Source organism: Subdoligranulum sp. APC924/74 (genome assembly GCF_003324125.1).
Classification (GTDB): Bacteria; Bacillota; Clostridia; order Oscillospirales; family Ruminococcaceae; genus Gemmiger; species Gemmiger qucibialis.
Map to the genome: position 1 here is coordinate 1 of NZ_PSQF01000046.1, position 23,753 is coordinate 23,753.

Genomic DNA, 23,753 nt, shown 5'->3' on the forward strand with positions numbered 1-23,753 from the left:
GTATTATCTGCGCTTTTGGCTTAGCATCTGCCGCACCTCGCTCGCCGTATCGGCACTTAGAATTATGCGGTATTGCCATAAAGACATTTGGAAAAGTGAAAGGAACGTGGTTTGCGGCATGGCCAGCCATACAGGCAAAATTGATATGATCCGCGGCTCCATCATCAAATCGGCGGCACTGTTTGCCCTGCCGATCTGTGTGGGCAATATCTTGCAGCAGCTTTACGGCACGGTGGATACCCTTGTGGTGGGCAATTTCTGTGATTCCGCCGCGCTGGCGGCGGTGGGCACCGCCACACAGCCAATGGAAATTCTGCTGTGCGTGTTTTTGGGCATCGGCAACGGGGCGTCCATCCTTGTTTCTCAGGAAATGGGCCGCCGCAATGCGGATGGGCTGCGCATGCTGGTGCGCACAGCGGTGTGGTTTTTGTATCTGTGCGCCATCCCGGTCACGATACTGGCAATGTTTGTCGGCCCGGCACTGCTGCGGCTGATGCAGGTCCCGGCAGATGCCTTTGATTATGCGGTGCTCTACCTGCGGATTACGGCGCTGGGCACCCTAGGCAACCTTGGCTATAACATGAACGCCGGTATCCTGCGCGGGCTGGGGGACAGCCGGTCCACCTTGCTGTTGTTGCTGATCTCCTGCCTGACCAATATTGTGCTGGATGTTGCCTTTGTGGCGGTGCTGGGCATGGGTGTGGCCGGTGCGGCGCTGGCAACCACCATTGCGCTGTATCTTTCCTGGCTGGCCAGCATCCTGTACGCCCGCCGCAATTACGAGGGTTTGCAATTTCCCCTGCTGCCCCATGGCTGTGATAAGGCGCAGCTGGCGGCCATCCTGAAAGTGGGTGTGCCGCTGGGGCTGAATAACTCGCTGTACTCGGTGGGGCATGTGGCGGTGCAGGCTGTGTATAATATGCAGGGCTCGGTGTTTGTGGCCGGGTGCTCCATTGCAGGCCGCGTGACCGGCATTGCCGGTATTGCCATCACCTCGTTTTCTTCTGCCGCGGTGGTGTTTGCCGGGCAGAACCTGGGGGCCGGCAACTACCGCCGTTTGCAGCGGGGCGTGGTGCAGATCACCTGCGCTGCCGGTGTAGCTACATTACTGATTGGCCTGGTGGCTACTGTGTTCTGCCGCCCGCTGCTGGGGCTGTTCAGCAGCGACCCGGCGGTTCTGGATGCCGCAGTGCTCTATACCTGGTGGGTGCTGCCTTTTATCTGGACTTATGCGGTGTTCAACTGTATGATGAGCTTTGTCAACGGTACCGGCGCGGTCAAATATACCACGGTGGTCAACCTGCTTATCCTGTGGGCCGTGCGCATCCCGGCGGCGTATATCCTGCATGCGCTGGGGTACGGCACTTCCTCCATGGCCTGCGTTTCCCTCAGCTATGCCGTGGGCCTGGTGGCCATGCTCGGTTATTTTTTGACCCCGGAATGGGGCAAACTGCGCCGCAAAGCAAAGGAACTGGGGGACGCGGTGACGGCGGAAACAGAACCGACACTGTAAAATATAAAATCAATAAAAGTCTGCGGAGAACTCCCAAAATGACAGAACGAATCATCGGCAACCAAATCCGGCTGATTCCCTATTATCGGAATGATGCGGTGTCCTTGCCGTGGTATCAGGACAGGGACGTCTGGGTTCAAGAAAATAGATACGGAATGGTATGAATATCGGCTTTGAAAAGATTGTGGGGAATGGGCGGAGAAGAAGATAAAGCGGGAAGTAAATAGGTCAACAGGAATCATGACTATTGGTCCGTCCGGAAGTGGAAAGACAACACTGGGGAAAGTGGTTGCTGAAAAATTGGGATATGCCATAACGTAATGAGATATACGACAAGGCCCTGTTTGCGTAAACAGCAACTACCAAAAAAATAACCCGCCAGCAAGCAGCAACAGAAATACGCTGCCGCCCGCTGGCGGGTTTGTGTGTTTTACAACGCTTTACTTCAAATCAATACCGATACACAATGCCCTGCTTCACGGCGTTGGATGCCTGCTGCCCGGCCAGGCGGCTGGCGAGGGCCAGCGCAAAGGGGATGGCCGCGCCCAGCGCTTCGCCGGTGATGATGTTGCCGTCCAGCGTGATGGGCAGGCCGGTGTACTCGGCCCCGGCGGCGGTCAGTTTATCTTCCATGCCGGGGTAAACCGTTGCCTTTTTGCCCTGCAAAATGCCGAACGCCGCCAACACAGACGGTGCAGCGCAGATTGCGGCCACGACCTTGCCTGCGGCGGCAAACTCGGTGCAGACCTTGCGCACCGTGGCATCGGCTTTCAGGTTGTCCACACCCGGAATGCCGCCGGGCAGGATGGCGGCATCAAAAGCGGAATAATCCAGCTCTTCGGCCAGGGCATCCGCCACAACGCTGATGCTGCGGGCAGATTTGACGATCTTTTCGCCGCCCACGGCAGCAATCGTTACTTCCACACCGGAACGGCGCAGCAGATCCACACACAAAAGGCCCTCGCACTCTTCCAGGCCGGGCGCAAAAAAGATAACAGCTTTGCTCATACAAAACACTCCTTTACAAAATAATACAATTTGAATAATATAAAACAAATATATAAATATGACTAAAACTCTTCTGAATAATACAATCTGGAAAATACAAATAAAATATACGAATTAAAATGGGTGGAACCGCGCGACCAGCAGGCCAATGAACGGCAGGGGTGCGGCCCGGCGGCGCAACGCCGTGATAAGCCCCACCAGCGAAAGCACATCTACCAGCAGCGTCAGGCTCAACGCAACCTGCTCCAGCACCGGAACAAACCCAAGCGCGGCACAGATGGTTGCCAGCATCAACACCATCAGCCCTTGGTTCAGGTGGAACCGTACAAATTCATCCTGCCGCCATTTGGTGCAGGCGGGAATCAAAATCAGGATGCTCAGGTAGCACAAAGCACCCATCCAGCGGGCCGTGCTGCTGACGGCGGGTTCTTCCGGCTGGGTGTGTTCCGCTTTGGCCGGTTCAGCAGGGGCAGCCGCGGGGGTGCTGCGCTTTTTCTTTTTACTCATACTTGCCACCAAACAAAAAGTCCATGCATGCAGGCACCTGCTTGGCCCAGCAGGCTTCGCAGTGGGTGCCGTCCGGCTGCATATAGGGGTCAACGGCGGCGCCTTTGCCCAGCAGCGCGCGGCATACTTCCAGCGCATTGGCGGTGTATTCGCCCAAAGCACCGGGCTTATCGCTCTCTTTTTCGCCCCAGCTCAGATAAACACGGGTGCCAGGGTGGATCGTGGCGTTGGCAATCTCCTGCCGCAGCTCCGGCATGCACAGCCGCACCGAGGGCGACAGGCACGCTGCTTTGGAAAACACTTTGTTGTAAGCGGTGATGGCGTACAGGCTCATCAGGCCGCCCATGCTGCTGCCGCCAATGGCCGTGTTGGCGCGGCCAGGCAGGGTGGGGTAGCGCTTGTCCATCATCGGCTTGAACTCTTTGGTCAGCCACTCCATGTATTCATGCCCAGTGCCCGTAATGCCGCCGAACCAGTCCGACTGGTAGGGACAGTATTCTTCCAGCCGCTTGTTGCCCTCGTGGTTGCACTCCGGTGCGGCAATGATCCAGTTGGGGTGGGCGTCACAGTATTCTTTCAGCCCCCAGCAGGTGCCGTATGTGGCGGTGGAGTCAAAAAACAGGTTGTGGCCGTCAAACATATAGAGTACGGGATATTTTTTGCCGGAAGTCTGCCAGTCATCCGGCAGGTAAACAAAAGTCCGGCGGGTCAGCCCGTACGGGGTAATGCTGACATCAAACGTTTCAACCATACAAAATCCCCCAATTCCAGCAGGGCAAACGCCCGGCCAAAAGATTGGTATTATTGTACCGCAAAAACCAATCTTTGACAACCGCCCGCAATCTGCCCGCTCTTGGTGGAAAACTATTGTCATGATTTGTGTCTTGACACATGACAACTTCGGCGGTACAATGCTGAAAGATATCTGAGAGGAGCAAGAGTATGGGAAAGCTTAAGGAATTTTTGAAGCGCAAGGACGTTGTGTTCTCGGCGCATCGCTATGGCATCGATGCCATGGGCGCTATGGCTCAGGGCCTGTTTGCCAGTTTACTGATCGGCACCATCATTAAAACGCTGGGCGAGCAGATCGGCCTGCAGTTTTTGGTGGATGCCGGTACTTTCGCCCAGAGCGTGGCCGGGCCTGCCATGGCGGCTTCCATCGGTTACGCCCTGCACACCCCGCCGCTGGTGCTGTTCAGCCTGATCGCTGTGGGCAGTGCTGCCAACAGCCTGGGCGGTGCAGGCGGCCCCCTGGCCGTATACTTTATCGCCATTGTTTCGGCAGAGTGCGGCAAGCTTGTCAGCAAAGAGACCAAAGTCGATATCATCGTTACCCCGGCGGTCACCATTCTGGTGGGCACGGGTCTGAGTGTGCTGTTTGCCCCTGCCATCGGCGCGGCGGCTTCTGCGGTGGGCAGCGTGATCATGTGGGCCACTGAGCTGCAGCCCCTGCTGATGGGCATTCTGGTTTCGGTGCTGGTTGGCATTGCGCTGACTTTGCCCATTTCCAGCGCAGCCATCTGCGCGGCGCTCAACCTGACCGGTCTGGCGGGCGGCGCTGCCGTTGCGGGCTGCTGCGCCCAGATGGTCGGCTTTGCCGTGATGAGCTTTAAGGAAAACGGCGTGGGCGGTCTGGTCAGCCAGGGCATTGGCACCAGCATGCTGCAAATGCCCAACATCCTGAAAAAGCCCCGCGTGTGGCTGCCGCCGATCATTGCTTCCGCCATTACCGGCCCCATTGCCACCTGCGTGTTCAAATTGCAGATGAACGGCCCGGCGGTTTCTTCCGGCATGGGCACCTGCGGCCTGGTGGGTCAGATCGGCGTGTACACCGGCTGGGTGGCCGATGTGGCATCCGGCGCAAAAGCGGGCATCACCGCCTTTGACTGGGCAGGCTTACTGCTGGTCAGCTTTGTTCTGCCCGCCGTGCTGTGCGCGGTGCTGGGCGCGCTGTTCCGCAAAAAGGGCTGGATCAAGGACGGCGACCTGAAGCTGGATTAAGCCAATGGACGTTCAGGAAGTGTGGGCGCTGCTGCAACAGCACCAGGGCGAGCAATTTTATACCGCAAAATGCCTGCCGTTTTGCTAAGGCAATACCGCATAATTCTAAGTGCCGATACGGCGAGCGAGGTGCGGCAGATGCCGTGCCGCAGCCGCCGGAACGGTGCTTGAGCCGTTAGGCGGGAATTGTGCGGTGATGCCTTAAGACAATCAAAGAACTTTTTCGGCAGTGCCGGGCAGATTTCTGCCCGGCACTGGCTTTTTCACTAAAAATCGACGGATAAAATTTAATATCAAGTCTTAAAAATCGTCTTTACAAATCTCAAAACTGTGCTATAATAAGGCTATAGAACAAGGCACAATATACTGATGCAAAAAACTTTGATTCGGAATAAATCTTAAACCATGAATAAGGAGAATGTTATGAACAAGTATGCTGGTACCCAGAGCGAGAAAAACCTGATGACCGCATTTGCGGGCGAATCCGAAGCACGCAACAAGTACACCTTCTTTGCCTCCGTGGCCCAAAAGCAGGGTTTTGAGCAGATCGCAGCACTGTTTTTGAAAACGGCTGATAACGAAAAAGAACATGCCAAGCTGTGGTTCAAGGAGCTGAACGGCATCGGCGATACCGCCGACAACCTGAAAGCCGCCGCCGCAGGCGAAAATTACGAATGGACCGATATGTATGACAGCTTTGCCAAGACGGCTGAGGAAGAGGGCTTCCCCGAACTGGCTGCCCGGTTCCGCCTGGTGGGAGCCATTGAAAAGCATCACGAAGAGCGCTACCGCGCCCTGCTGCACAACATTGAAATGGCAGAAGTGTTTGCCAAAAGCGAAGTAAAAGTGTGGGAGTGCCGCAACTGCGGCCACATCGTGGTGGGCACCCAGGCCCCCGAAGTCTGCCCCACCTGCAATCACCCCCAGAGCTACTTTGAAGTCCACGCGGAAAATTATTGATGATGGAGAACCGCCCCGGAAAGCATAACCTTTCCGGGGCGGTTTTTGGTGTGGGAAAATGTATTTTATGGGGCTAAGAATGGGAAAAATAGTTGAGTGGGTGGTATCGCCCATAACGGGATTTCCCCCAAAGCCCCGGAACGCTCAAGACCGTTCCGAAACATTATGAATGATGCACGCTCTGCTGTAATGCCATGAACATTGCAAAAATTTGAAATATCTACATACCCAATGTTCCGGCGGGATCGGATGCCCCCATCCTACTGATATGATAAAGACAGATTGCCTTAAATCAGTTCGCGCTGGGGGCCTGGCTCAGGTCGGTGCCAAAGTACTTCTCGCTGATCTCGGCAATGGTGCCGTCCTCGCGCAACTCATTGATAGCCTGGTTCAGAGCTTCGCGCAGGGTGGCGGTTTCATCGCCCTTGCGCACAGGGAAAGCAACCTGGGAAGCATCATTGGTCAAAGCCGCAATCTTGATGTTCGCATCGGGATGCTCTTTCAGGTAGTCAAAATAGGTTACTTCGGCGTTCAGGGTGGCATCCACACGGCCGTTCAGCAGCAGCTCAATGGTCTGGTTCAGGTCGTCCACGCCGGTGGTTTTGGCGCCATAGCTTTCGGCCAGTGTTGCATAGGTGCTGGAAATGGTGTTGGCGGTGGTCTTGCCGTTCAGATCCTCAAAGCTGTTGATGCTGTCATCATCGCTTTTTACAATAATGGCAGTGCGGATGTAGCAGTACGGGTCAGAAAAATCGTATTTCTGGGCGCGCTCTTCGGTAATTTCCACGCCGTTGGCCATGCTGTCATAGCGGCCGCCGTCCACGCCGGCCAGCAGGCCGTCCCATTCGCCCTCCACAAAGGTGGCCTTTACGCCAAGCTTTTCGGCAACCTTCTGGGCAACTTCAATGTCGAAGCCAACCAGCTGGTCGTTTTCGTCATGGTAGGTCCAGGGGGACCAGGTGCCCTCGGTGCCAAACACGATCTCGCCGCGCTGCTGAATCTGGGCCAGCAGATCGCCGGAGTTATCGGCGCTGGCAGCGGTTTCGCTGGAAGTATCCGCTGCCGGTGCAGCAGAGGACGCTGCGGAGGAACCGCAGGCGGACAGCAGGGCGGCTGCCAGTACGGCAGCGGTCAATGCTTTCAGTTTCATATGTGCTTCTCCTTGGTTATGTAAAAACTTTCATTTATCTTCCACCAGACGCAAAAAAGCGCGGGTGCGCTCCTCGCGTGGGGCGGTAAAAATCTCTTTGGCGGGACCCTGTTCCACCACAACGCCGTGCTCCATGAACACGACCTGGTTAGAAACGTTGCGGGCAAAGCCCATCTCGTGGGTCACGACCAGCATTGTCATGCCATCGGCGGCCAGGTCCCGCATCACGGCCAGCACTTCCACGGTCAGCTCCGGGTCCAGCGCGCTGGTGGGCTCGTCAAAATAGATGATCTTGGGGTCGGTGGCAATGGCGCGGGCAATGGCCACGCGCTGCTGCTGCCCGCCGGAAAGCTGATTGGGGTAGCTGGCACCGCGGTTGCCCAGGCCGACCTTTTCCAGCGCTTTTTGGGCGCGGGCTTCGGCCTCATCCCTGGGCATTTTGCGGGCAACAATCAACCCTTCGGTCACGTTCTGCAGCGCGGTCTTATTCAAAAACAGGTTGTAATTCTGGAACACAAACGCTGTGTGGCGGCGGGCTTCGTACATCTCAGTGCGGCGCACATGGCCCAAATGGTAGGTCTGGCCGTCCAGCACCATAGTGCCGTCCTCGGCCTGGTCCAAAAAGTTGGCGCAGCGCAGCAGCGTGGTCTTGCCGGAACCGGAAGGCCCGATCAGCGAAACAACCTCGCCCTTGTGCACCGTCAGGTCCACGCCTTTCAGCACATCCAGCGTGCTGAACGATTTGCGGATTCCGGTGATTTTCAGCATCTCCTGCATGGCGGCACCTCCTCAGGAATTCTGGCTGAAGCCCTTGGCGTTCAGCTTTTTTTCGCCCCAGCGCTGGACCTGCGTCAGGATGGTGGAGAACATCAGGTAGATAAAGGCAACTTCCAGATAAAGCGGCAGCGATTCATAGGTGCGCGCCACAATGCGCTGGGTGGCCATAAACATCTCGGTTACCGTAATGTTTGCGGCAAGGGAGGTATCTTTGAGCAGGGAAATCAGCGAGTTGAACAGCGGCGGGAACGCCGTGCGCAGTGCCTGCGGCAGCACAATACGGCGCATCGTCTGCAGATAGGTCATGCCAACGCAGTACCCGGCTTCCATCTGACCAGCGGGAACAGATTCCAGCGCGGCGCGGATGGTCTCGGCGCAGTAGGCACCCTCATTGATGGCAAAGCAGGCCACAGCAGCCGGGAACGGGTCGATCAGTACGCCAAGGCTGGGCAGGCCGTAAAACACCACGAACAGCTGTACCAGCACCGGGGTGCCGCGGATGACCCAGACATAAAACCGGGCAAGTTGCCGCAGAACGGGGATTTTGGCGGTCTGCACAAGGGCAGTAATCAGCGCAATGACCAACGCAAGCGCAAAAGAAATGATCGTAAGCGGCAGGGTGACCGTAAGGCCATTAATTAAAATATTAGGAAAAGAGTCAATCAAAATGCCGACCAGACGTGTATTCACAGCGGAGTCCTTTCCGTTTTTGCAAAACAAGATAAAAATAGACAAACTACCCATCATTATACTAGGGTATGGGAGAAAAAGCAAATTAAATCTGCTTCATAAAATAAAGCAGAGTACAAAATGGCAGGCAAAAACACAAAAGCCCGCTTGAAAAGCGGGCTTTTGTGCATAGAGGGGTGGGAAAGTATATAAAGGTCAGAAGATGGTAATGTAATAAATGGGAACTTAAAGGGGTTATACTCTGTTTTTCTCTTTCTTGTTACAAGTACATTATAACCTTGATTATTAAAATGTCAAATGCAATACTTGCAATTTTGTTTTGCTTTTATTATAATGATGCCCAGATAACTTAAAATAATTCAGCATATGCACAGAAAATAAAAGGGTTTTCGGTTTTGTAATGCCATACAAGGTTTATTTGCTTTATTTTATTTTTATTGTGCTCATTGACTAAAACTGACAGGAAGTGACTCGACATGGATGAATTAGACAGCAAAATCATCCAGCTTATGATGCGCAACGCCCGCATGCCGGTCAAGGAAATCGCCAAACAGGTCAACCTGACCAGTCCGGCGGTGTCCAGCCGTATCCACCGCATGGAGCAGGAGGGCATCATCGGCGGCTATACCGTGCGCCTGCACCACCCCGGCGAGAATAACCGAGTCCAGGCGTTGATTTCCATCCAGACGGCGGCATCGGAACGGGACCATTTCCTTAAAATGATCCAGGGCGAACCGCAGATCCTGCAGTGCTACCGCGTGACCGGCAGCTATAACTTTATCGTCAAGGTCAGCTGCCCCGGCATTGATGCACTGGAACACCTGCTGACCCACCTGCAAAAGATGGGCAACACCAACACCCAGATCATTCTTGCCACACCGCTGGACCGCAGTCTGAGCCTGGAAGGGGACGTATAAATGGAATTGCATATTTGTAAACAATGCGGTCTGGTGGCTCCCAAGGGAACTACCGTCTGCCCGCGCTGCGGCCGTGCGCTGCCCCCCACCAAAGCAGAAGCCAGCCGCCCGCGCTATACCATCCATGTGGACCCAGATATGGTTCAATACTGGGATGATGAAGACGAGGATGAATTTCCGCTGAAAGAGGATCCCTTTTTCATGTGGTATGGGGGCGAGCAACAGGAAGAGATGGGCACTGGGCATTACCTTGCAACGCTGCTGTTGTTTGCCATCCCGGTGGTGGGCCTTATCATGATGATTTACTGGAGCCTTTGCGGCAGCAAATGGGAGGAACGCCAGAAGCTGGCCACTGCCTGCATGATCAAGCGGCTGGTGGGGGACCTGGTCATTTTGGCCCTGCTGATTGCGGCGCACAGTGTGATCGTTGGCCTTTCTTACATGCCCATCCTGCTTGGCGGCATGGGTTATTAAAAGGAGGGAAGCACAGTGAAAGCAAGCGTGATTATCCCCAATCTGAATGGTGCTGGCTGGCTGCGGGATTCCATCGAATCCATCTGGGCGCAGACTGAGCAGGACTTTGAGCTGATCGTGATCGATAACGGCTCCACCGATGAAAGCCTCGAAATTGCCCGCAGCTACTGCGGTAACCCCCGCTACCACCTGATCGAAAACAGCGAGAATACCGGTTTTTCCCATGCGGTCAACCAAGGCATCGCCATGGCCAAAGGCGAGTATATGGCCTTGTTCAATAACGATGCCTTTGCCGAACCGAACTGGTTGGAAGAGCTGCTGAAAACCGCTGAGAGCGACCCGAAGATTTTTGCGGTATCCAGCCTGATGCTGCGCTATTACGAGCCGGAACTGGCCGATGACGCCGGAGATTATGTGACGATTCTGGGCTTTGCCTGCAAGCGCGGCGACGGCCTGAAAGCCAGCCGCTACCAGAAGCCCTGCCGTATTTTTTCTGCCTGTGGCGGCGCAGCACTGTACAGAAAATCCATTTTGGATAAAATTGGCGTTTTTGACGAATTGTTTTTTGCCTACTATGAGGATGTTGACCTCAGCTGGCGCGCCAACAATTTTGGTTATAAAAACGTCTATTGCCCCACCGCAAAGTGCCGCCATATCTGCGGTGCCACCACCGGCGCGGTGCGGTATAACCCATTCAAAAGCATTCAGAGCGGCCGCAACAGCATTCTGCTGCCCTACAAAAACCAGCCGGTGGTCATGCTGGTTGTCAATTTTATCCCCATGCTGCTGGGCTATTTGTTGAAAGTTATCATGTTCCGTCACCGCGGCTTCGGCAATGATTATGCCAAGGGCTATGCGGAAGCCAAGATCGCCCTGCCCAAAATCAAAAAGCCCAAATTTTACTGGCGTAATCTGCCTAACTATTTATGGTGCGAGGGCAGCATGATCGTTGGGCTGTTCCGCTACCTGGTCTACCGCGTTCAGCGCGCGCTGAAAATTACCTGAAAGATAACGGAAGCAATAGAATAAAATAAAGCATGTGATTTCCCGCCCGACAAAGGTGGAAAAAGCACATGCTTTTTGTATTTGTGGAATCGTGTTATATCTACGGCAACACCGCACAGTTCCCGCCTTGCGGCTTAAGCACCGTTCCGGCAGCTGCGGCACCTCGCTCGCCGTATCGGCACTTAGAATTATGCGGTATTGCCCTACAAATGCTTGCTGGGGTTTCGTGGATATTTGTTATTTTCTCCCGCGCTGCAATTCGATCCAAGCCAGGTCTCCGCGCTCCAGGCCGTGGATCAAAACCTCGGCAGTGGCAATGTTGGTGGCAACGGGGATGGCGCGGGTATCGCACAGGCGCAGCAGAGTAACGGCGTTCGGCTCATTGGGCCGGGCGTTGACGGGGTCGCGGAAAAACAGCAGCATATCAATTTCGCCGCAGGCAATCATGGAGGAAATCTGCTCGGCACCGCCGCGTGCACCGGGGTACAGGCAGCGAACCGGCAGCCCACAGGCATCGTGTACCACTTTGCCCGTCACGCCGGTGGCAACCAGTTCGTTCTGAGACAGAATACGCACATAGGCTGTGCAGAACTGGGCCAAAAGCTCTTTGCGGGAATCATGGGCAATCAATGCGATCCTCAAGGTGGGTGCCTCCTATAATTAGTTATTTATATAATATCATAGAATAGATTGCTGAAAAATGCAAGCCACCTTTGGTTAAACCACCCGCTAACCCCGAAAAAGCGTGCAGTGTTACCAAAAAACTTTATACGATTTTGGCAAAACCGCTTTGTGCGAATGTGCTATAATATGTACAATAAATACATAACCTGTAAGGCACCAAAAGCGCCACACAGGCAAAGGAGGAAAAACGCTATGAAAAAATCCGCACAGACCGTCATTCGGGAAGGCGCCTGTTATACTATCGCTGCCGCCAATGGCCGCGTGCTGGAAGTTGCCGATTTCAACACCGAGAACGGCGCATCCATCCGCCTGTGGAGCTATGAGGGTCAGCCTTGGCAGCAATGGATTTTTGAGGAAGCCGCCGAAGGCCAGTACCGCATCAAAAACCGCTTTACCGGCAAGGTGATGGACCTGGCCATGAGTGGTGTTGTGAACGGAACCTGGGTGCACCAGTGGGAGAAAACCACCGGCAAGGGCCAGCGGTGGGAGATTGTTCCCGCCGATGGCGGCAAGGCTAAGATCCGCAATGTGCTGGCTGATAAGGTAATTGACCTGGTAGGCATGCGGGTCGATAACGGTACCCAGGCCCAGATCTGGCAGGATGTGTTTGGCGAAAACCAGCTGTGGAGCATCCAGCCCGTGCCGGATAAGCTGCTGCAAAAGGATATGCCAAAGCCGGAACCCAAGAAAACGGCCCCCAAGTCCACCCGCACCCAGACCGGCACCGGCCGCGCCAAAAAGACCGGCGGCAAAGGCGGACGCCGCGCAGCCAAGTAAAGCAGAGAAAACCGAATAAATAAAATTGAAACAGCCCGCTCATCCGGCAACAAACGGATGGACGGGCTGTTGCGGTTACATTTTGAAAGCCAAACTTTACTGGCGGATCATGCGGTAGCCAACGCCGATGTGGGTCTGGATATAGCGGGGGTGGCTGGGGTCTTCCTCAATTTTTTTACGCAGCGTTGCCATAAATACGCGCAGGGACGGCGTATCCGATGCGGCCGGGCTGCCCCAGACTTCGTTCAGCAGATAGTTGTGGGTCAGCACTTTGCCGGTGTTCTTGGCCAGCACGCAGATCAGCTTGTACTCAATGGGGGTCAGGTGAATCTCCGTTCCGCCGCGGTACACACAGCCTGCGGCATAGTCAATGCGCAGTTCTCCGTTCTCGTATATGCTGGCCTGGTCACCTGCGCGGGAAGTATCGTACCGCACACGGCGCAGCGCCACGCGCAGCCGGGCCAAAAGCTCCTCTACGCTGAACGGCTTGGTCAGGTAATCATCTGCACCGGCATCCAAGGCGGATACTTTGTCGGTATCATCACTGCGGGCCGAAACCACCAGAATGGGCACGTTGCTCCACCCGCGAATCTTGCGGATCACATCAATACCGTCCATATCCGGCAGGCCAAGGTCCAGCAAAATTACATCAGGCCGTGCCGAAGCAGCTTCCAACAGGGCACCGGCTCCGTTCTGTACACGGTGGTACTGATAATTGCGGGTTTCCAGTGTGGTGGAGATCAGCCGTGCAACAGCCGGGTCATCCTCCACCACAAGGATCAGCGGTTTATTCATACAGGGTCACCTCAGTTCGCGGGAGTGTAAAACGGAAGCAGGCACCGTGCGGTGCAGCGTTCTGTACATTGATCACACCGCCATGGGCGGCAACAATGGAACGGCACAAGGCCAGCCCAAGACCCAGCCCGCGGCGGCCATCGCTGCGGGTTTTGCCAAGGGTATAAAACATATCAAACAGCTTGTCCCGGCTTTCTTCCGGGATGCCGGGGCCGTCATCCGTTACGCAGATGCGGACAAATTTACCCTCCGGCGCGGCGAAAAGCTCGATGCGGGAATGTTCGGGGGTATATTTGATGGCGTTGTTGATGAGGTTCACCAGCACCTGCTCGATCAGCTGGGCGTCCATATCGGCCATCAGCAGGTCATCCGCCACGTTGGTCACAATGGTGTGGTGGGCGGCGTCATGGTCTAAATGAGCCAGTACATCGTCAAAAATGTCTTGAATCAGCTCCGGCTGAATGCGCAGGTTTACCTGGCCGTTCTCCATCCGGGTGATGGAAAGCAGATTTTCCACCAGATGGTTCAGCCAGTTGGCGTCCTCATAAATTGCGGCAGAAAGCTCCCGGCGCTTTTCCTCGGTCAGCAGGGGATTTTTCTCGGTCAAAATCAGCGCGTTGCCGGAAATGCTTGTCAGCGGGGTGCGCAGGTCATGGCTGATGCTGCGCAGCAGGTTGGCGCGCAGCTGTTCCTGGCGGGCAGCTTCCTCAATTTCGCGCCGGGCGCGGTTGGAGGCTTCTTTTTCCAGCGCCAGGGAACACACATCCAGGATGGATAATGCCAGATTGTGCTCATAGGTGCTGAACTCATGCAGCGCCGGGCAACTGCGGTAATCCGTCTGGGCGGGAGGGGGCAGAATCAGGGTTCCCGGTGCAATGTGCTCCGGTGCGGGGGCAAAGCAGACCGGGCGCTCCAACAGCTTGCCCAACTGGGTGGCCGTTATCCGCAGAATGGCGTCAGGGTCCTCGGCCCCCAACAGGCTGCGGCTGGCTTCCAGCAGCACCTGCGAAGCATAGGCTTTGCGCTCGCTTTGGGCGGCCTGTACCTTGATACGCCCCGTCAGCGAGGAGCAGAGCAGCGAAACGCAGAGCATGACCACTGCCGTTACCATGTCGTCTGACCGGATGCGGAACTGCATAAAGGGGTCAATGAACATATAGTTGACCAGCATCACCGAGAACAGCGAAGCCACGACGCCGTACACCAACCCCGATGTAAAGACGTTGATATACATGACGCCCAGGATATAGGTCAGGATATAGTTGGAAGAAACAAAATCCAGCCGGAAAAATACCCAGCTTGTCAGCGTACACAGCGCAAGGACCAATGCGGTCAGGGCGCAGTCCCGCAGCCAAAGCAAGGCAGGTTCGCGTTGCGGCATGGGTGCAGGCTCCTTTCCACTACAGGGCAGGGAATGTAGCAAGGCGGCCCAGCACTGTATTTATCCTATTATAACATATTGCCGAACTCTTTGATACAAACGGAATAATCTTTATATAAATTTAATGTAGGCCTACCCGATCCGCGGCAGCCCCGGCACTTTTTTGCACGCTAGGCGGGGCATTGGTTGAAATCAGGCCGCAAATCGGTTATACTATTTTGTAATAATTGGATTGTTCTGCCCTGCGGGCGGTATTGCCATATAAAAAGGAGTGTTTTTACAATGTCCCATACCGTTATGGTGACCGGTGCCGATGGCTTTATCGGCAGCCATCTGGCCGAAGAGCTGGTAAAAAGCGGCGAGAAAGTGCGTGCTTTCTGCCTGTATAACTCGTTTGGTTCCCTGGGCTGGATCGATACCCTGCCCCCGGAGATCCGCAATGAAATGGATATCTTTATGGGCGATGTACGTGACCCCAACGGCGTGCGTACTGCCATGCGCGGGCAGGAGCGCGTGTTCCATCTGGCTGCCCTGATTGCCATTCCGTTCAGCTACCACAGCCCGGACAGCTATGTGGATACCAACATCAAAGGCACCCTGAACGTGCTGAACGCCGCCCGTGAGCTGGGCACCCAGCGCGTGATGGTTACTTCCACCAGCGAAGTATACGGCACCGCTCAGTATGTGCCCATTGACGAGCACCACCCGTTCCAGGGCCAGAGCCCCTACTCTGCCACCAAGATCGGCGCGGACCGCCTGGCTGAAAGCTTTTACCGCAGCTTTGACCTGCCGGTTTCCATTGTGCGCCCCTTCAACACCTATGGCCCGCGCCAGAGCGGCCGCGCCATCATCCCCACCATCATCACCCAGCTGCTGGCCGGCCAGCAGGAAATCAAGCTGGGCAGCCTGACCCCCACCCGCGACTTTAACTATGTCAAGGACACCGCCCACGGCTTTATGGCCATTGCGGACTGCGATGCCGCCATTGGCCAGGAAATCAACATTGCCACCGGCGTGGAACATTCCATCGGCGATTTGGCCAATGAGCTGATTGCCCAGATCAACCCCAGCGCCAGGATCGTCTGCGAAGCCGAGCGCCTGCGCCCCGAAAAGAGCGAGGTCAACCGCCTGCTGGGCGATGCCACCAAGCTGCGCACCCTGACCGATTGGAAACCGCAGTATACCTTTGAACAGGGCCTTGCCGAAACCATTGAGTTCCTGCGCGGCAACCTGGACCAGTACAAGGTCGGCCAGTACATTCTGTAAGGGCGGTTGTAAGGAAGTTTTATGCCAATAAAATTACAAAAGCTGCCCGCCGCTGTGCGGTGGGGGCTGGCTGTGCTGTGCGCCGCCGTGTGCGGCGTGTTGTGGGCCTATTACTGGCGGGTGTTCTTTGGGCTGGATAACCGTGTGTCCCCCCTGGTGGTTACACTGGGGTGTGCGGCCTTTCTGGAAGTATGTCTGCTGGCCGGGTATTGTGTGCGGCGGTTTGCAAAAGGATTTGCGGCAAAAGGGGCCGTGTGCATCTTTTTGTGCGGGCTGCTGTTTGCATTTGCCAACCCGCCGCTGCAAACGCCGGACGAAGCCGACCATTACCTGCGCACCTATGCCATCTCCACCGGGCACTTTGATTTTGATGCTTCCCGCACCTACCCGGACGATGTGGACTACCTGCTGGAAGCGTTCCCCGGTGCATGGGTGAATGCGCATACCTCTTCCGGTGTGGGCACTGACCCCGATACCGGGGCGGAAAAAGCCTATAACACCGCGGGCTATGCCCTGAAGCAATACGGCAAGGACGGCGCAGTGCAGAGCATGGCGGACAGCTTTGCCCTGTACCTGGCGCACGATGTGCGGGATTCTGTGCCGGACCCAGTCAGCGAGCCGGTCAGCTTTCTGGTCATTCCATTCCTGCCGGGCGCGGTCGGTATGGCGCTGGCACGCCTGCTGGGCTTTGGCGCGCTGGGCTGCCTATATGGCGGGCGCATCGTCAACCTGCTGGCCTACACGCTGTTGTGCGCGTTGGCGCTGGCCAAAGCGGAGCGTTACCGCCCGGCCTTTGCGGCCATTATGCTGCTGCCGATGTCGCTTTTTATGGGGTCGTCGCTGAGCTATGATGCAACTCTGCTGGGCTGCTATTACCTGATGCTTGCCCTGCTGACCCGCAGGGAGTGGGACACCCGGACGGTGGGCATTTACACCGCCGCCTGCATCTTTGTCAATATCGCCAAACCGTACCTGAACCTTTTGTGGGTGCTGCCTATCTTTTTGGTGGCAAAGCGGGAATGGCACGCCAAGGGACGCCGCCCGCTGTGGGCGCTGGGCGGCTTTGGCGGTGCTATGGCCGTTACCCTGCTGACGGAATGGTACGGAACGGCGTTCCGCTATAACTATCCCATGATTGAGCGCCAGGGCGGCAGCACGGTAAACAGCGGTGAACAGCTGGCCTTTGTGCTGCGCAACCCTCTGCGGACCATTGCTGCGTTCTGGGGGACCCTGGGAGAGAATGATTTCTTTATTGGGCAGCTCGGCCTGTTCGGCTGGAAGGACCTGCCCATCAGCTTTTTGAACCTGACCGGCCCGCTGGTGCTGCTGTTGGCCGCCCTGCTGGCTGCTGCGCAGCCAAAACGCGCCGATGCGTTCCCCACCCGCCGCCGCGTGGGCGGGGTGGCGCTGCTGGCGCTGGTGTACGCCGCCGGTGCCATGGCAGCCATGTATATCACCTATACCCCGGTGGGCATGGTGCGCATTGTGGGGCTGCAGGCGCGGTATTTCCTCTGCGTCTGGCTGGCATTGCTGCCCGCCCTGGCCGTACTGCTGCGCAAAACCATCTGCCCCGCCATCACGGAAGAAAAGGCCGAAGCGGCCATCACCCCGCTGTGCGCCTGCTATGCCGTTTTTGGCGCTGTGCTGCTCTTCCAGCACTACTTTGTGGGGCCGGTGTACGTCGTATACGCGTGAGCTGGCTTACGCGTATATGAGAGAATAGTTAAAAAGAATAATGGCAGTGTGCCCGTGGTACGATCAAATCTGCGGTTTTTCGCAGCTTTTGCGTGATAGTCTGCGAATATAGAATCAGCCTTTATATGCTACCTTGCTCCAAATTTCTGAGCCGCCCACCGGGCGGCGGTCCACCGCTAATGATTCATTGCTAATTACTAATTTAATTCTGATTCCGGGAGGTGCTGTACCGTGCAGATTGTATTCGGCCTGCTGTTTTTGCTGTTCTTCTCCGCATGCTGTCTGTGCGTGGCGGCATGCACCCGGTTCGATGCCGCCCTGCTGCCGCTGCCTGCCTTGTGCGGGTCAGTCGTGGTGCTGTATCTGCTTTCCCTGCTGGGGCTTTTGCAGTTCGGCCATTTTATCATCATGGCGGTCTGGCTGGCCGGCGGGGTCTACTTTGGGGTGCGTGCCGGGTGGCGGGCTATCCGGCAGGCACTGTTCAGCCCCGGCTTTTTGCTGTTTGTGGGCGGCAGTTGTTTTTTGTGGGTGCTGTTTGCTTTGCAGCAGCCCATGTTTACCCAGTGGGATGAATTTACCGCCTGGGGCCTTGCCCCCAAGATGGTGGCGGAGCGCGCTGCGCTGTATGTGGCGGATCCCATCAACCTGACGGCGAGCTTTACCTACCCGGCAACCAGCCTGGTTTCCTATCTCTTCCAGCGCGTACCGGGCCAGTTTTATGAATGGCAGTGCCTGGCCGGGCTGGATATTTTGTTCCTGGCCTGCATTGCCCCGGCGGCAGCCATGCCGCGCAAAAACTGGGCGGGTGCTGTGTTGGTGTTTGCTGCGGGCTTTCTTCTGCCGTTCTTTTTCAGCGTGGTTCCGGCGGGCACCCCATCCACCATTTACGCCAACGCCATGGCGGATACCCCCCTGGCGCTGCTGTTTGGCGGAACCCTGTGCCTGTATGCCGCGGCGGGCGGGCGCAAAACCGGCTTTTTTGCCTGTGCCATGCCACTTGCCGTGCTGACCATGACCAAAGATATCGGTTTTGCCTATGCCTTGATCGTTACGTTCCTGATCGGGCTGGATCAGCTGTTCGGTACGCCGCACCCGGATACAAAGCCTGCCCGCATTTTCGGCGTATCGCTGGCAAAATGCAGTATTCTGGCGGCGGTGGTGCTGGCGGTGTTTATCAGCTGGAACCGCTATACCGCCGCCGTGACCCCAACCGAAACCACTGGGGCCAGCGTGGGCAGCGCGGGCCTGAGCTATGGTGCTGTGCTGACCGGCGGCATCAAGCAGCTGCTGGGCATTGGGCGCGAAGAACGCTTTGCCCAGATTATGCAGAGCATGGGCCAGGCATTTTTGTACCGCCGCGTCTGTTTGGTGGGCGCGCCCATCATGGCCGTCAGCTGCATTCTGCTGCTGTTCACGGCGGCTTTTGTGGCAGCGCCTGCCGGTGCTGCACGCCGCCGCACCGTGGTTGGCTTTGTGGGCGGGGCGTTCTGCTTTGCCGCGCTGTATCTCTTCCACCTGATTTTGTACTTCTACAATTTCTCCGAAGCCGAAGGTTCCGCCTTGAAGGACTATGAGCGTTATATCGCGCCCTACCTGCAGGGGTGGATGCTGTACGGCTTCTGTGTGCTGGGCTTTGCGGTGGGGCAGGGCAGCGGCGCGGCGCAGCGGCTGGGCCGTGCGGCGCTGGGGCTGGCCGCTGCGGCAGTGCTGGGTATTTTTGCCTGGCGCGGTGTGCCCGCAGCCGGGTTCTGGACCAACGCCGACAGCCTGTACACCCTGCGCCGCGATGTAAAGAACCGCGCTGAAGCAATGAACACCGTGCTGGACTGGCCGGACCGCGTGCTGGTCATCAGTCAGGGCGATGATGCCACCCGCTGGTACTACTACAAGTATGAGCTGACCGCCAAGGTGGTCAACGGCTATGGCGGTACCTGGTGGGGCAACGATGATTATTCCAGCCGGTGGGACTCCGACTTTATGAACCTGGTGGAAAGCCTGAACTGGACCTTGTATGACTTTGAGGCGGTCTGCACCGCAGACTCTCTGACCGCCTATATGGAAGAAAAGCAGATCGACTACCTGCTGATCGACCGCGCGGACGACTATCTGGAGCGGGAGTTCAGCAGCCGGTTCGAAGGCGGGCTGAAAGCTAATATGCCCGCAACCCTTTACCGGTTTGAAGGCCGCAGCAAGCCTATCGCCTTTACCCCGGTGGCTGTGGCAGAAAGCGGGGTGGTACAATGAAAGATAAACGCCCAACCAAGCGTTTTGCCGCCCCCGCCCGTGCGGGCCGCCCGCTGCGCCCCCAGCAGCTGCTGATATTGGCATATGCCGCCGCTGTTATTGTGTGGCTGGTGTACGTGCTGGTGGGCAGCGCTGTGATGCTGAACCATAAAGCAGACGGCACTATGGTGACCCGCACCCTGACGGCGGATGACCTGGAATTTGAAAGCTTTGTCAATTATGATGACGATGAATGGCATACCGCGCCGGTGGATGAACCCGGCTGGTATCTTTCCACCGACAACGACCCGCACATCATCTGGCGGGGCGAAGCCTGGCTGGAAACGGTGGAGCTGGACGCCGTGCACTACCTGCCGTCCGGCAGCGTAGCATTGTATTACCTGCGCCCCGGCCAGACCGAGTACAGCGAGACCCAGAAAGTTTTTGCCCGCGTGAGCGGCGAAAACCAGTATACCTTTGACCTGGGCGGCCTTACCGTGACCGGGCTGCGCATTGACCCGGACAGTGTGGGCGGCGTGCCTACCCGGCTGGACGGCGTGGTGCTCAACCCGGTGCAGCCGTGGTACCTGCGCTTTGTGCCAAACGGCGGCCAATGGCTGCTGCTGTTGTTTGCCCCGGCTGTGGGGGCTGCGTTTGCCTGCCTTGCCGTTGATGTTTTCCGCAAAAAGTAAAAAAGAGCCCTGTGGGGCGGTGCGCCCATGGCTTGGGGGCACACCCGCAGGGCTTTTATGTTGTATAAAATGGTGATTCTATGGAGCTGCTTTGCATCTTTGCCGCGCTGGCGGTGCTGTTTTTGTTCTGCGCGTTCCTAACGCTCAAATGTAACCTGCATGCTGCGCTGGCCCCGCTGACCGCGCTGGGCATTGCCGTTGCCTGGCTGACGGCTGCGGGCGTGGCAAACCTGCTGCTGCCCGGCACTGTGCTGCTGTGGGCGGTGTTTGCGGGCAACGGCGTGTGGGCGCTGGTGCCCCACAAAGGCCAGCGCCCGGCCTACCGCCGCCTGGTTACACCGGGGGCGGTGCTGTTCTGGGGCATGGCGCTGGCATTTGCGGTGTACTTTTTCATCCGCCAGCCGCTGGCAACCAAGTATGATGAACTCAGCCTGTGGGCTACCGCCGTAAAGGTGACCAAGGCGGATAACCGCCTGTATGCCCTGGCTACCCTTGGAACCCCCTGGCCCCAGACCCAGAACCCCGGCCTGCCGCTGCTCTCCTACTTCTTCCAGTTTTTGGGCCATTATGCAGACTGGAAGATCTATGTGGCGTATGATGTGCTGGCCGCCGCCGTGTTTGCCGCGGTGCTGGGCGGGCTGAACTTCCGCCAGTACCGCATTGCGGTGCCGCTGGCAGCAATCTGCTGGTTTGCCCCCTGGTTTTTGACGGTGTATAACCATACGATCTATCTGGATACCACTTATATGACCGCCTATGGCGATGTGCCCGCGGGCCTTGCACTGGGCGGCGCTGTGGCGCTGTGGCTGGCGCTGCGCAAAACCGGCGGCCCCAAGTGGGCCGTACTGCCGGTACTGGCGCTGGCGGCCAACATCAAGGCCAACACCTTTGTGCTGTCCCTGGTGGCGGCGGGGCTGATGGCTGTGGATGCCTGGCTGTTTGCGGAGCACCCCTTCAAAAAGGGCCTTGCCCGCCGCACCGGCTTTGCCATTGCCTGCTTTGCCGCGCCCATGCTAATCTATTATTTCTGGAACATCCGCTATGTGGGCATTCTGGTTGCCAAAAGTGCCAGCGAGGGCGGCACCGGCGAAACCAGCGCCCCCTTGTCCGCTGTGGTCATCAACGGCATCAAGATTTTGCTGGGCCAGCCGGTGGAGGGCTTTTACGCCGAGCGCCAGAGCCAGTTCACCCAAGCCATGGCCGATATGGGCCACCAGTTCTGGACTTCGGATGGTCGGCTGAGCATGATCGGCCAGGGCCGCAATGTTGTGGTGCTGATTCTGCTGGTGTTCTTGGTGGCGGCTATCTGCGCCAGAGGCCGCCAGCTCAAGCTGCGCATTGGCTGCATCGGGGTGCTGTCCCTTGCATGCTTTGTGGGGTATAACCTCATGCTGGCGCTCAGCTATGGCTTTATTTTCAAGCCGGATCAGGCCGTGGGGCTGGTGGATTATAACCGCTATATCTATACCTACTATATCGGCTGGTTCTTTATGGCGCTGGCCTGCTGGAGCACCGCCCTGCAAACCGCGGATGGCGAACAGAAAGCCCCGGCCCGCCGCTGGATTGCCCTGGCGGGCCAGGCCGGTGTTCTGCTGATGGCCGCTGCCATGCTGGTGCGGGTGAACGGCATGATCCTGCCGCAGCTTTCGGTGCTGGGTTTCTCGGATGGCGAATTCGCCGACCGCAAGACCGCCCGCGCCGAAGCTGACTGGCTGTGCAGCGATTACCTGAACGAAAACGACCGCGTGTTTTTTGTCAGCCAGGGGGATAACGGCGAACACTGGTTCTCTGCCGTGTTTGATTTTTACCCCGTCCTGGTGGATTACTCCGGCGTGGGGGCCACGCAGGAGGGCGGCGGCGGAACCTTCGGCCTGCCGGAGCTGGAACCGCAGGAGGAGGGCGTGAAGCAGCGCTACTACCACCCCTACACCGCTGAACGCCTGGATGAAACCGTGCGTGCCAACGGCTGTACGGTGCTTTACCTGCAAAAGATCGACGATATCTTTGTGCAGAGCTATCAGAACCTGTTTACCGACCACCTGGCCGCTGCGCAGGCGGGGCAGACCCTGCTCTACCGCGTAACGGATGCCGGGTATGAGCCGGTCACAATGCAGATGAGCAAGGAGGCGGCCCAATGAAAGAGATGACATGGAAAAGCCGCCTGAACCGACTGTTTGCCCATCGCTTTGCCTTGCCGGTGCTGTGCTGGTGCGCGGCGCTGGTGTTCTGGCTGGTGCAGGGTGCGGTGGCCTTTGCGGGGGACAGCTCCGCCAAGGCAAAAGGCACCCTGACTGAAACCTCGATCCCCATTGAAAGCTGGCAGCTGGCCGAGCTGACCTGGGGGGAGCCGGGGGAGAACAGCGCACCCCAGGGCCAGCTGATTACCACAGGCGGCGACCCGCAGATGATTTTGGAGGATGTATCCGGCCGCGTGGTGCGTACCGTGAGCTACAACGTGGAGTTTGACGGCGATTCCCGCGAAATGTGCCTGTATTACACCACAAAAACGGGGGAGCCCTACAGCCAGGACCGCCGCGTCTTCCCCAAAGTGCTGGCAGACGGCACCTATGTGTACACCCTGCCGCGCACCCAGATCGTGGCACTGCGGCTGGATCCCTGCAGCCCCGATGAAAACAAGACCGTGGGCCTGACCTTTACTCCGCAAAGCATTACCCTGAACGCCGCCAGCACCCTGCCCGGCGGGGCAGATTACTTTATCCCCGCCTGGTACCAGCTGTTCGGCCTGATCGTGTACCCCGCCCTTGCCGCCGCCGCATTGGATTGGCTGTGGGCCGTGGGCAGACAGCTTGCCAAAAAGAAACAATAACCCGACAATAGCCTGATACAACAAAGCACCGTGCCGCAAGCAGGAGAACCCCCTGCATGGCGGCACGGTGTTTGTTGTTGGTATGGGTGAAATCAGCAAAAGGCATCCCCCAGCCGAGAGCGAATGTATTCCAGGAACGCGGTAGATGCTGGGGCATATTGCCATCGGGTGGTGCTGTCCTGGGCATTGTTCCCGGCCATGGTGGCCACCGGCACCGACAGGATCTTCGCCAACCTGTTCTGGATGGGGGTGATGATCTGGAGGAAATGAAAAGCGGGCTAAGCAGCCAAAAAGGAATCACAATGTTGAGGCAACACCGCACAATTCCCGCCTTACGGCTTAAGCACCGCTCCGGCGGCTGCGGCACGGCATCTGCGTTGCCAAAATGCTCGATAATGTCGGGTTGCGGTA

Annotated in this window: 23 protein-coding genes; 14 read left to right on the plus strand and 9 right to left on the minus strand. The window is 57.1% G+C overall.

Going from position 1 to position 23,753, the window contains the following annotated elements; translation table 11 throughout:
• The first annotated feature begins 118 nt into the window (after nucleotides 1-118).
• Complete coding sequence (locus C4885_RS10545; RefSeq protein ID WP_114000306.1) at nucleotides 119-1,513, plus strand: MATE family efflux transporter; 1,395 nt, start codon at nucleotides 119-121, stop codon at nucleotides 1,511-1,513.
• Between the two features lie 450 nt (nucleotides 1,514-1,963).
• On the opposite strand, the gene C4885_RS10555 is transcribed toward C4885_RS10545, so the two are convergent.
• The 3 genes from C4885_RS10555 to C4885_RS10565 all read right to left on the minus strand — a co-directional run bounded on the left by C4885_RS10555 (nucleotide 1,964) and on the right by C4885_RS10565 (nucleotide 3,779).
• Nucleotides 1,964-2,521 carry a DJ-1 family glyoxalase III gene (locus tag C4885_RS10555; RefSeq protein ID WP_114000307.1) on the minus strand — a complete coding sequence of 186 codons (558 nt, stop codon included), beginning with the start codon at nucleotides 2,519-2,521 and terminating at the stop codon, nucleotides 1,964-1,966.
• Between the two features lie 114 nt (nucleotides 2,522-2,635).
• On the minus strand, nucleotides 2,636-3,028 hold the full coding sequence (locus tag C4885_RS10560) for a hypothetical protein (RefSeq protein WP_114000308.1): 393 nt from the start codon (nucleotides 3,026-3,028) through the stop codon (nucleotides 2,636-2,638).
• Nucleotides 3,021-3,779 (minus strand): alpha/beta hydrolase, encoded by a 759-nt coding sequence (locus C4885_RS10565; protein WP_114000309.1) that lies wholly within the window; start codon nucleotides 3,777-3,779, stop codon nucleotides 3,021-3,023. The genes C4885_RS10560 and C4885_RS10565 overlap by 8 nt, the downstream gene beginning before the upstream one ends.
• Nucleotides 3,780-3,970: 191 nt before the next feature.
• Here C4885_RS10565 and C4885_RS10570 point away from each other — a divergent pair, with 191 nt between their 5' ends.
• Both C4885_RS10570 and rbr read left to right on the plus strand, forming a co-directional pair.
• Entirely contained in the window at nucleotides 3,971-5,029 is a 1,059-nt protein-coding gene (locus tag C4885_RS10570; RefSeq protein WP_114000310.1) for a PTS transporter subunit IIC, read from the plus strand.
• Between the two features lie 423 nt (nucleotides 5,030-5,452).
• The gene (gene rbr / locus C4885_RS10575) at nucleotides 5,453-5,989 is read left to right on the plus strand and encodes a rubrerythrin (RefSeq protein ID WP_114000311.1); all 537 of its coding nucleotides are present in this window, start codon (nucleotides 5,453-5,455) and stop codon (nucleotides 5,987-5,989) included.
• Between the two features lie 292 nt (nucleotides 5,990-6,281).
• On the opposite strand, the gene C4885_RS10580 is transcribed toward rbr, so the two are convergent.
• The 3 genes from C4885_RS10580 to C4885_RS10590 are packed head-to-tail and all read right to left on the minus strand — an operon-like array spanning nucleotide 6,282 to nucleotide 8,606.
• Nucleotides 6,282-7,139, minus strand: a complete 858-nt coding sequence (locus tag C4885_RS10580; RefSeq protein WP_114000312.1) for an amino acid ABC transporter substrate-binding protein — start codon at nucleotides 7,137-7,139, stop codon at nucleotides 6,282-6,284.
• Between the two features lie 30 nt (nucleotides 7,140-7,169).
• The gene (locus C4885_RS10585; protein ID WP_114000327.1) at nucleotides 7,170-7,907 is read right to left on the minus strand and encodes an amino acid ABC transporter ATP-binding protein; all 738 of its coding nucleotides are present in this window, start codon (nucleotides 7,905-7,907) and stop codon (nucleotides 7,170-7,172) included.
• 21 nt (nucleotides 7,908-7,928) lie between these two features.
• A complete protein-coding gene (locus C4885_RS10590) occupies nucleotides 7,929-8,606 on the minus strand; it encodes an amino acid ABC transporter permease (protein WP_114000313.1) in 678 nt (225 codons plus the stop codon).
• 476 nt (nucleotides 8,607-9,082) lie between these two features.
• On the opposite strand from C4885_RS10590, the gene C4885_RS10595 reads away from it, so the two are divergent.
• Genes C4885_RS10595 through C4885_RS10605 form a run of 3 tightly spaced genes read left to right on the plus strand, consistent with a single transcriptional unit; the run spans nucleotide 9,083 to nucleotide 11,002 of the window.
• Nucleotides 9,083-9,523 (plus strand): Lrp/AsnC family transcriptional regulator, encoded by a 441-nt coding sequence (locus C4885_RS10595; RefSeq protein WP_114000314.1) that lies wholly within the window; start codon nucleotides 9,083-9,085, stop codon nucleotides 9,521-9,523.
• Nucleotides 9,524-9,997, plus strand: a complete 474-nt coding sequence (locus C4885_RS10600; protein WP_114000315.1) for a hypothetical protein — start codon at nucleotides 9,524-9,526, stop codon at nucleotides 9,995-9,997. It abuts the gene before it with no gap.
• A 15-nt stretch (nucleotides 9,998-10,012) separates the two neighbouring features.
• Complete coding sequence (locus C4885_RS10605) at nucleotides 10,013-11,002, plus strand: glycosyltransferase family 2 protein (protein ID WP_114000316.1); 990 nt, start codon at nucleotides 10,013-10,015, stop codon at nucleotides 11,000-11,002.
• Between the two features lie 237 nt (nucleotides 11,003-11,239).
• On the opposite strand, the gene C4885_RS10610 is transcribed toward C4885_RS10605, so the two are convergent.
• Complete coding sequence (locus C4885_RS10610; RefSeq protein WP_114000317.1) at nucleotides 11,240-11,644, minus strand: methylglyoxal synthase; 405 nt, start codon at nucleotides 11,642-11,644, stop codon at nucleotides 11,240-11,242.
• Between the two features lie 234 nt (nucleotides 11,645-11,878).
• On the opposite strand from C4885_RS10610, the gene C4885_RS10615 reads away from it, so the two are divergent.
• Nucleotides 11,879-12,463, plus strand: coding sequence for an RICIN domain-containing protein (locus tag C4885_RS10615; RefSeq protein WP_114000318.1), 585 nt, complete (start codon nucleotides 11,879-11,881; stop codon nucleotides 12,461-12,463).
• A 96-nt stretch (nucleotides 12,464-12,559) separates the two neighbouring features.
• Here the strand turns inward: C4885_RS10615 and C4885_RS10620 are convergent, their stop codons facing one another.
• Nucleotides 12,560-13,258 (minus strand): response regulator, encoded by a 699-nt coding sequence (locus C4885_RS10620; RefSeq protein ID WP_114000319.1) that lies wholly within the window; start codon nucleotides 13,256-13,258, stop codon nucleotides 12,560-12,562.
• Nucleotides 13,251-14,639 carry an ATP-binding protein gene (locus C4885_RS10625; RefSeq protein WP_114000320.1) on the minus strand — a complete coding sequence of 463 codons (1,389 nt, stop codon included), beginning with the start codon at nucleotides 14,637-14,639 and terminating at the stop codon, nucleotides 13,251-13,253. The genes C4885_RS10620 and C4885_RS10625 overlap by 8 nt, the downstream gene beginning before the upstream one ends.
• Nucleotides 14,640-14,921: 282 nt before the next feature.
• Here C4885_RS10625 and C4885_RS10630 point away from each other — a divergent pair, with 282 nt between their 5' ends.
• The 7 genes from C4885_RS10630 to C4885_RS16500 all read left to right on the plus strand — a co-directional run bounded on the left by C4885_RS10630 (nucleotide 14,922) and on the right by C4885_RS16500 (nucleotide 23,612).
• On the plus strand, nucleotides 14,922-15,905 hold the full coding sequence (locus C4885_RS10630; RefSeq protein WP_114000321.1) for an NAD-dependent 4,6-dehydratase LegB: 984 nt from the start codon (nucleotides 14,922-14,924) through the stop codon (nucleotides 15,903-15,905).
• A 21-nt stretch (nucleotides 15,906-15,926) separates the two neighbouring features.
• On the plus strand, nucleotides 15,927-17,600 hold the full coding sequence (locus C4885_RS10635) for a DUF2142 domain-containing protein (protein ID WP_114000322.1): 1,674 nt from the start codon (nucleotides 15,927-15,929) through the stop codon (nucleotides 17,598-17,600).
• 231 nt (nucleotides 17,601-17,831) lie between these two features.
• Nucleotides 17,832-19,844, plus strand: a complete 2,013-nt coding sequence (locus tag C4885_RS10640) for a hypothetical protein (RefSeq protein WP_114000323.1) — start codon at nucleotides 17,832-17,834, stop codon at nucleotides 19,842-19,844.
• Nucleotides 19,841-20,515 carry a hypothetical protein gene (locus C4885_RS10645; RefSeq protein WP_114000324.1) on the plus strand — a complete coding sequence of 225 codons (675 nt, stop codon included), beginning with the start codon at nucleotides 19,841-19,843 and terminating at the stop codon, nucleotides 20,513-20,515. The genes C4885_RS10640 and C4885_RS10645 overlap by 4 nt, the downstream gene beginning before the upstream one ends.
• Nucleotides 20,516-20,595: 80 nt before the next feature.
• Entirely contained in the window at nucleotides 20,596-22,653 is a 2,058-nt protein-coding gene (locus tag C4885_RS10650; protein ID WP_114000325.1) for a hypothetical protein, read from the plus strand.
• Nucleotides 22,650-23,342, plus strand: coding sequence for a hypothetical protein (locus tag C4885_RS10655; protein WP_114000326.1), 693 nt, complete (start codon nucleotides 22,650-22,652; stop codon nucleotides 23,340-23,342). Before C4885_RS10650 ends, C4885_RS10655 begins: the two co-directional genes overlap by 4 nt.
• A gap of 123 nt (nucleotides 23,343-23,465) precedes the next feature.
• Nucleotides 23,466-23,612: a hypothetical protein gene (locus C4885_RS16500; protein ID WP_158538876.1), complete on the plus strand. Its 147-nt coding sequence runs from the start codon at nucleotides 23,466-23,468 to the stop codon at nucleotides 23,610-23,612.
• The last annotated feature ends 141 nt before the right edge of the window (nucleotides 23,613-23,753 follow it).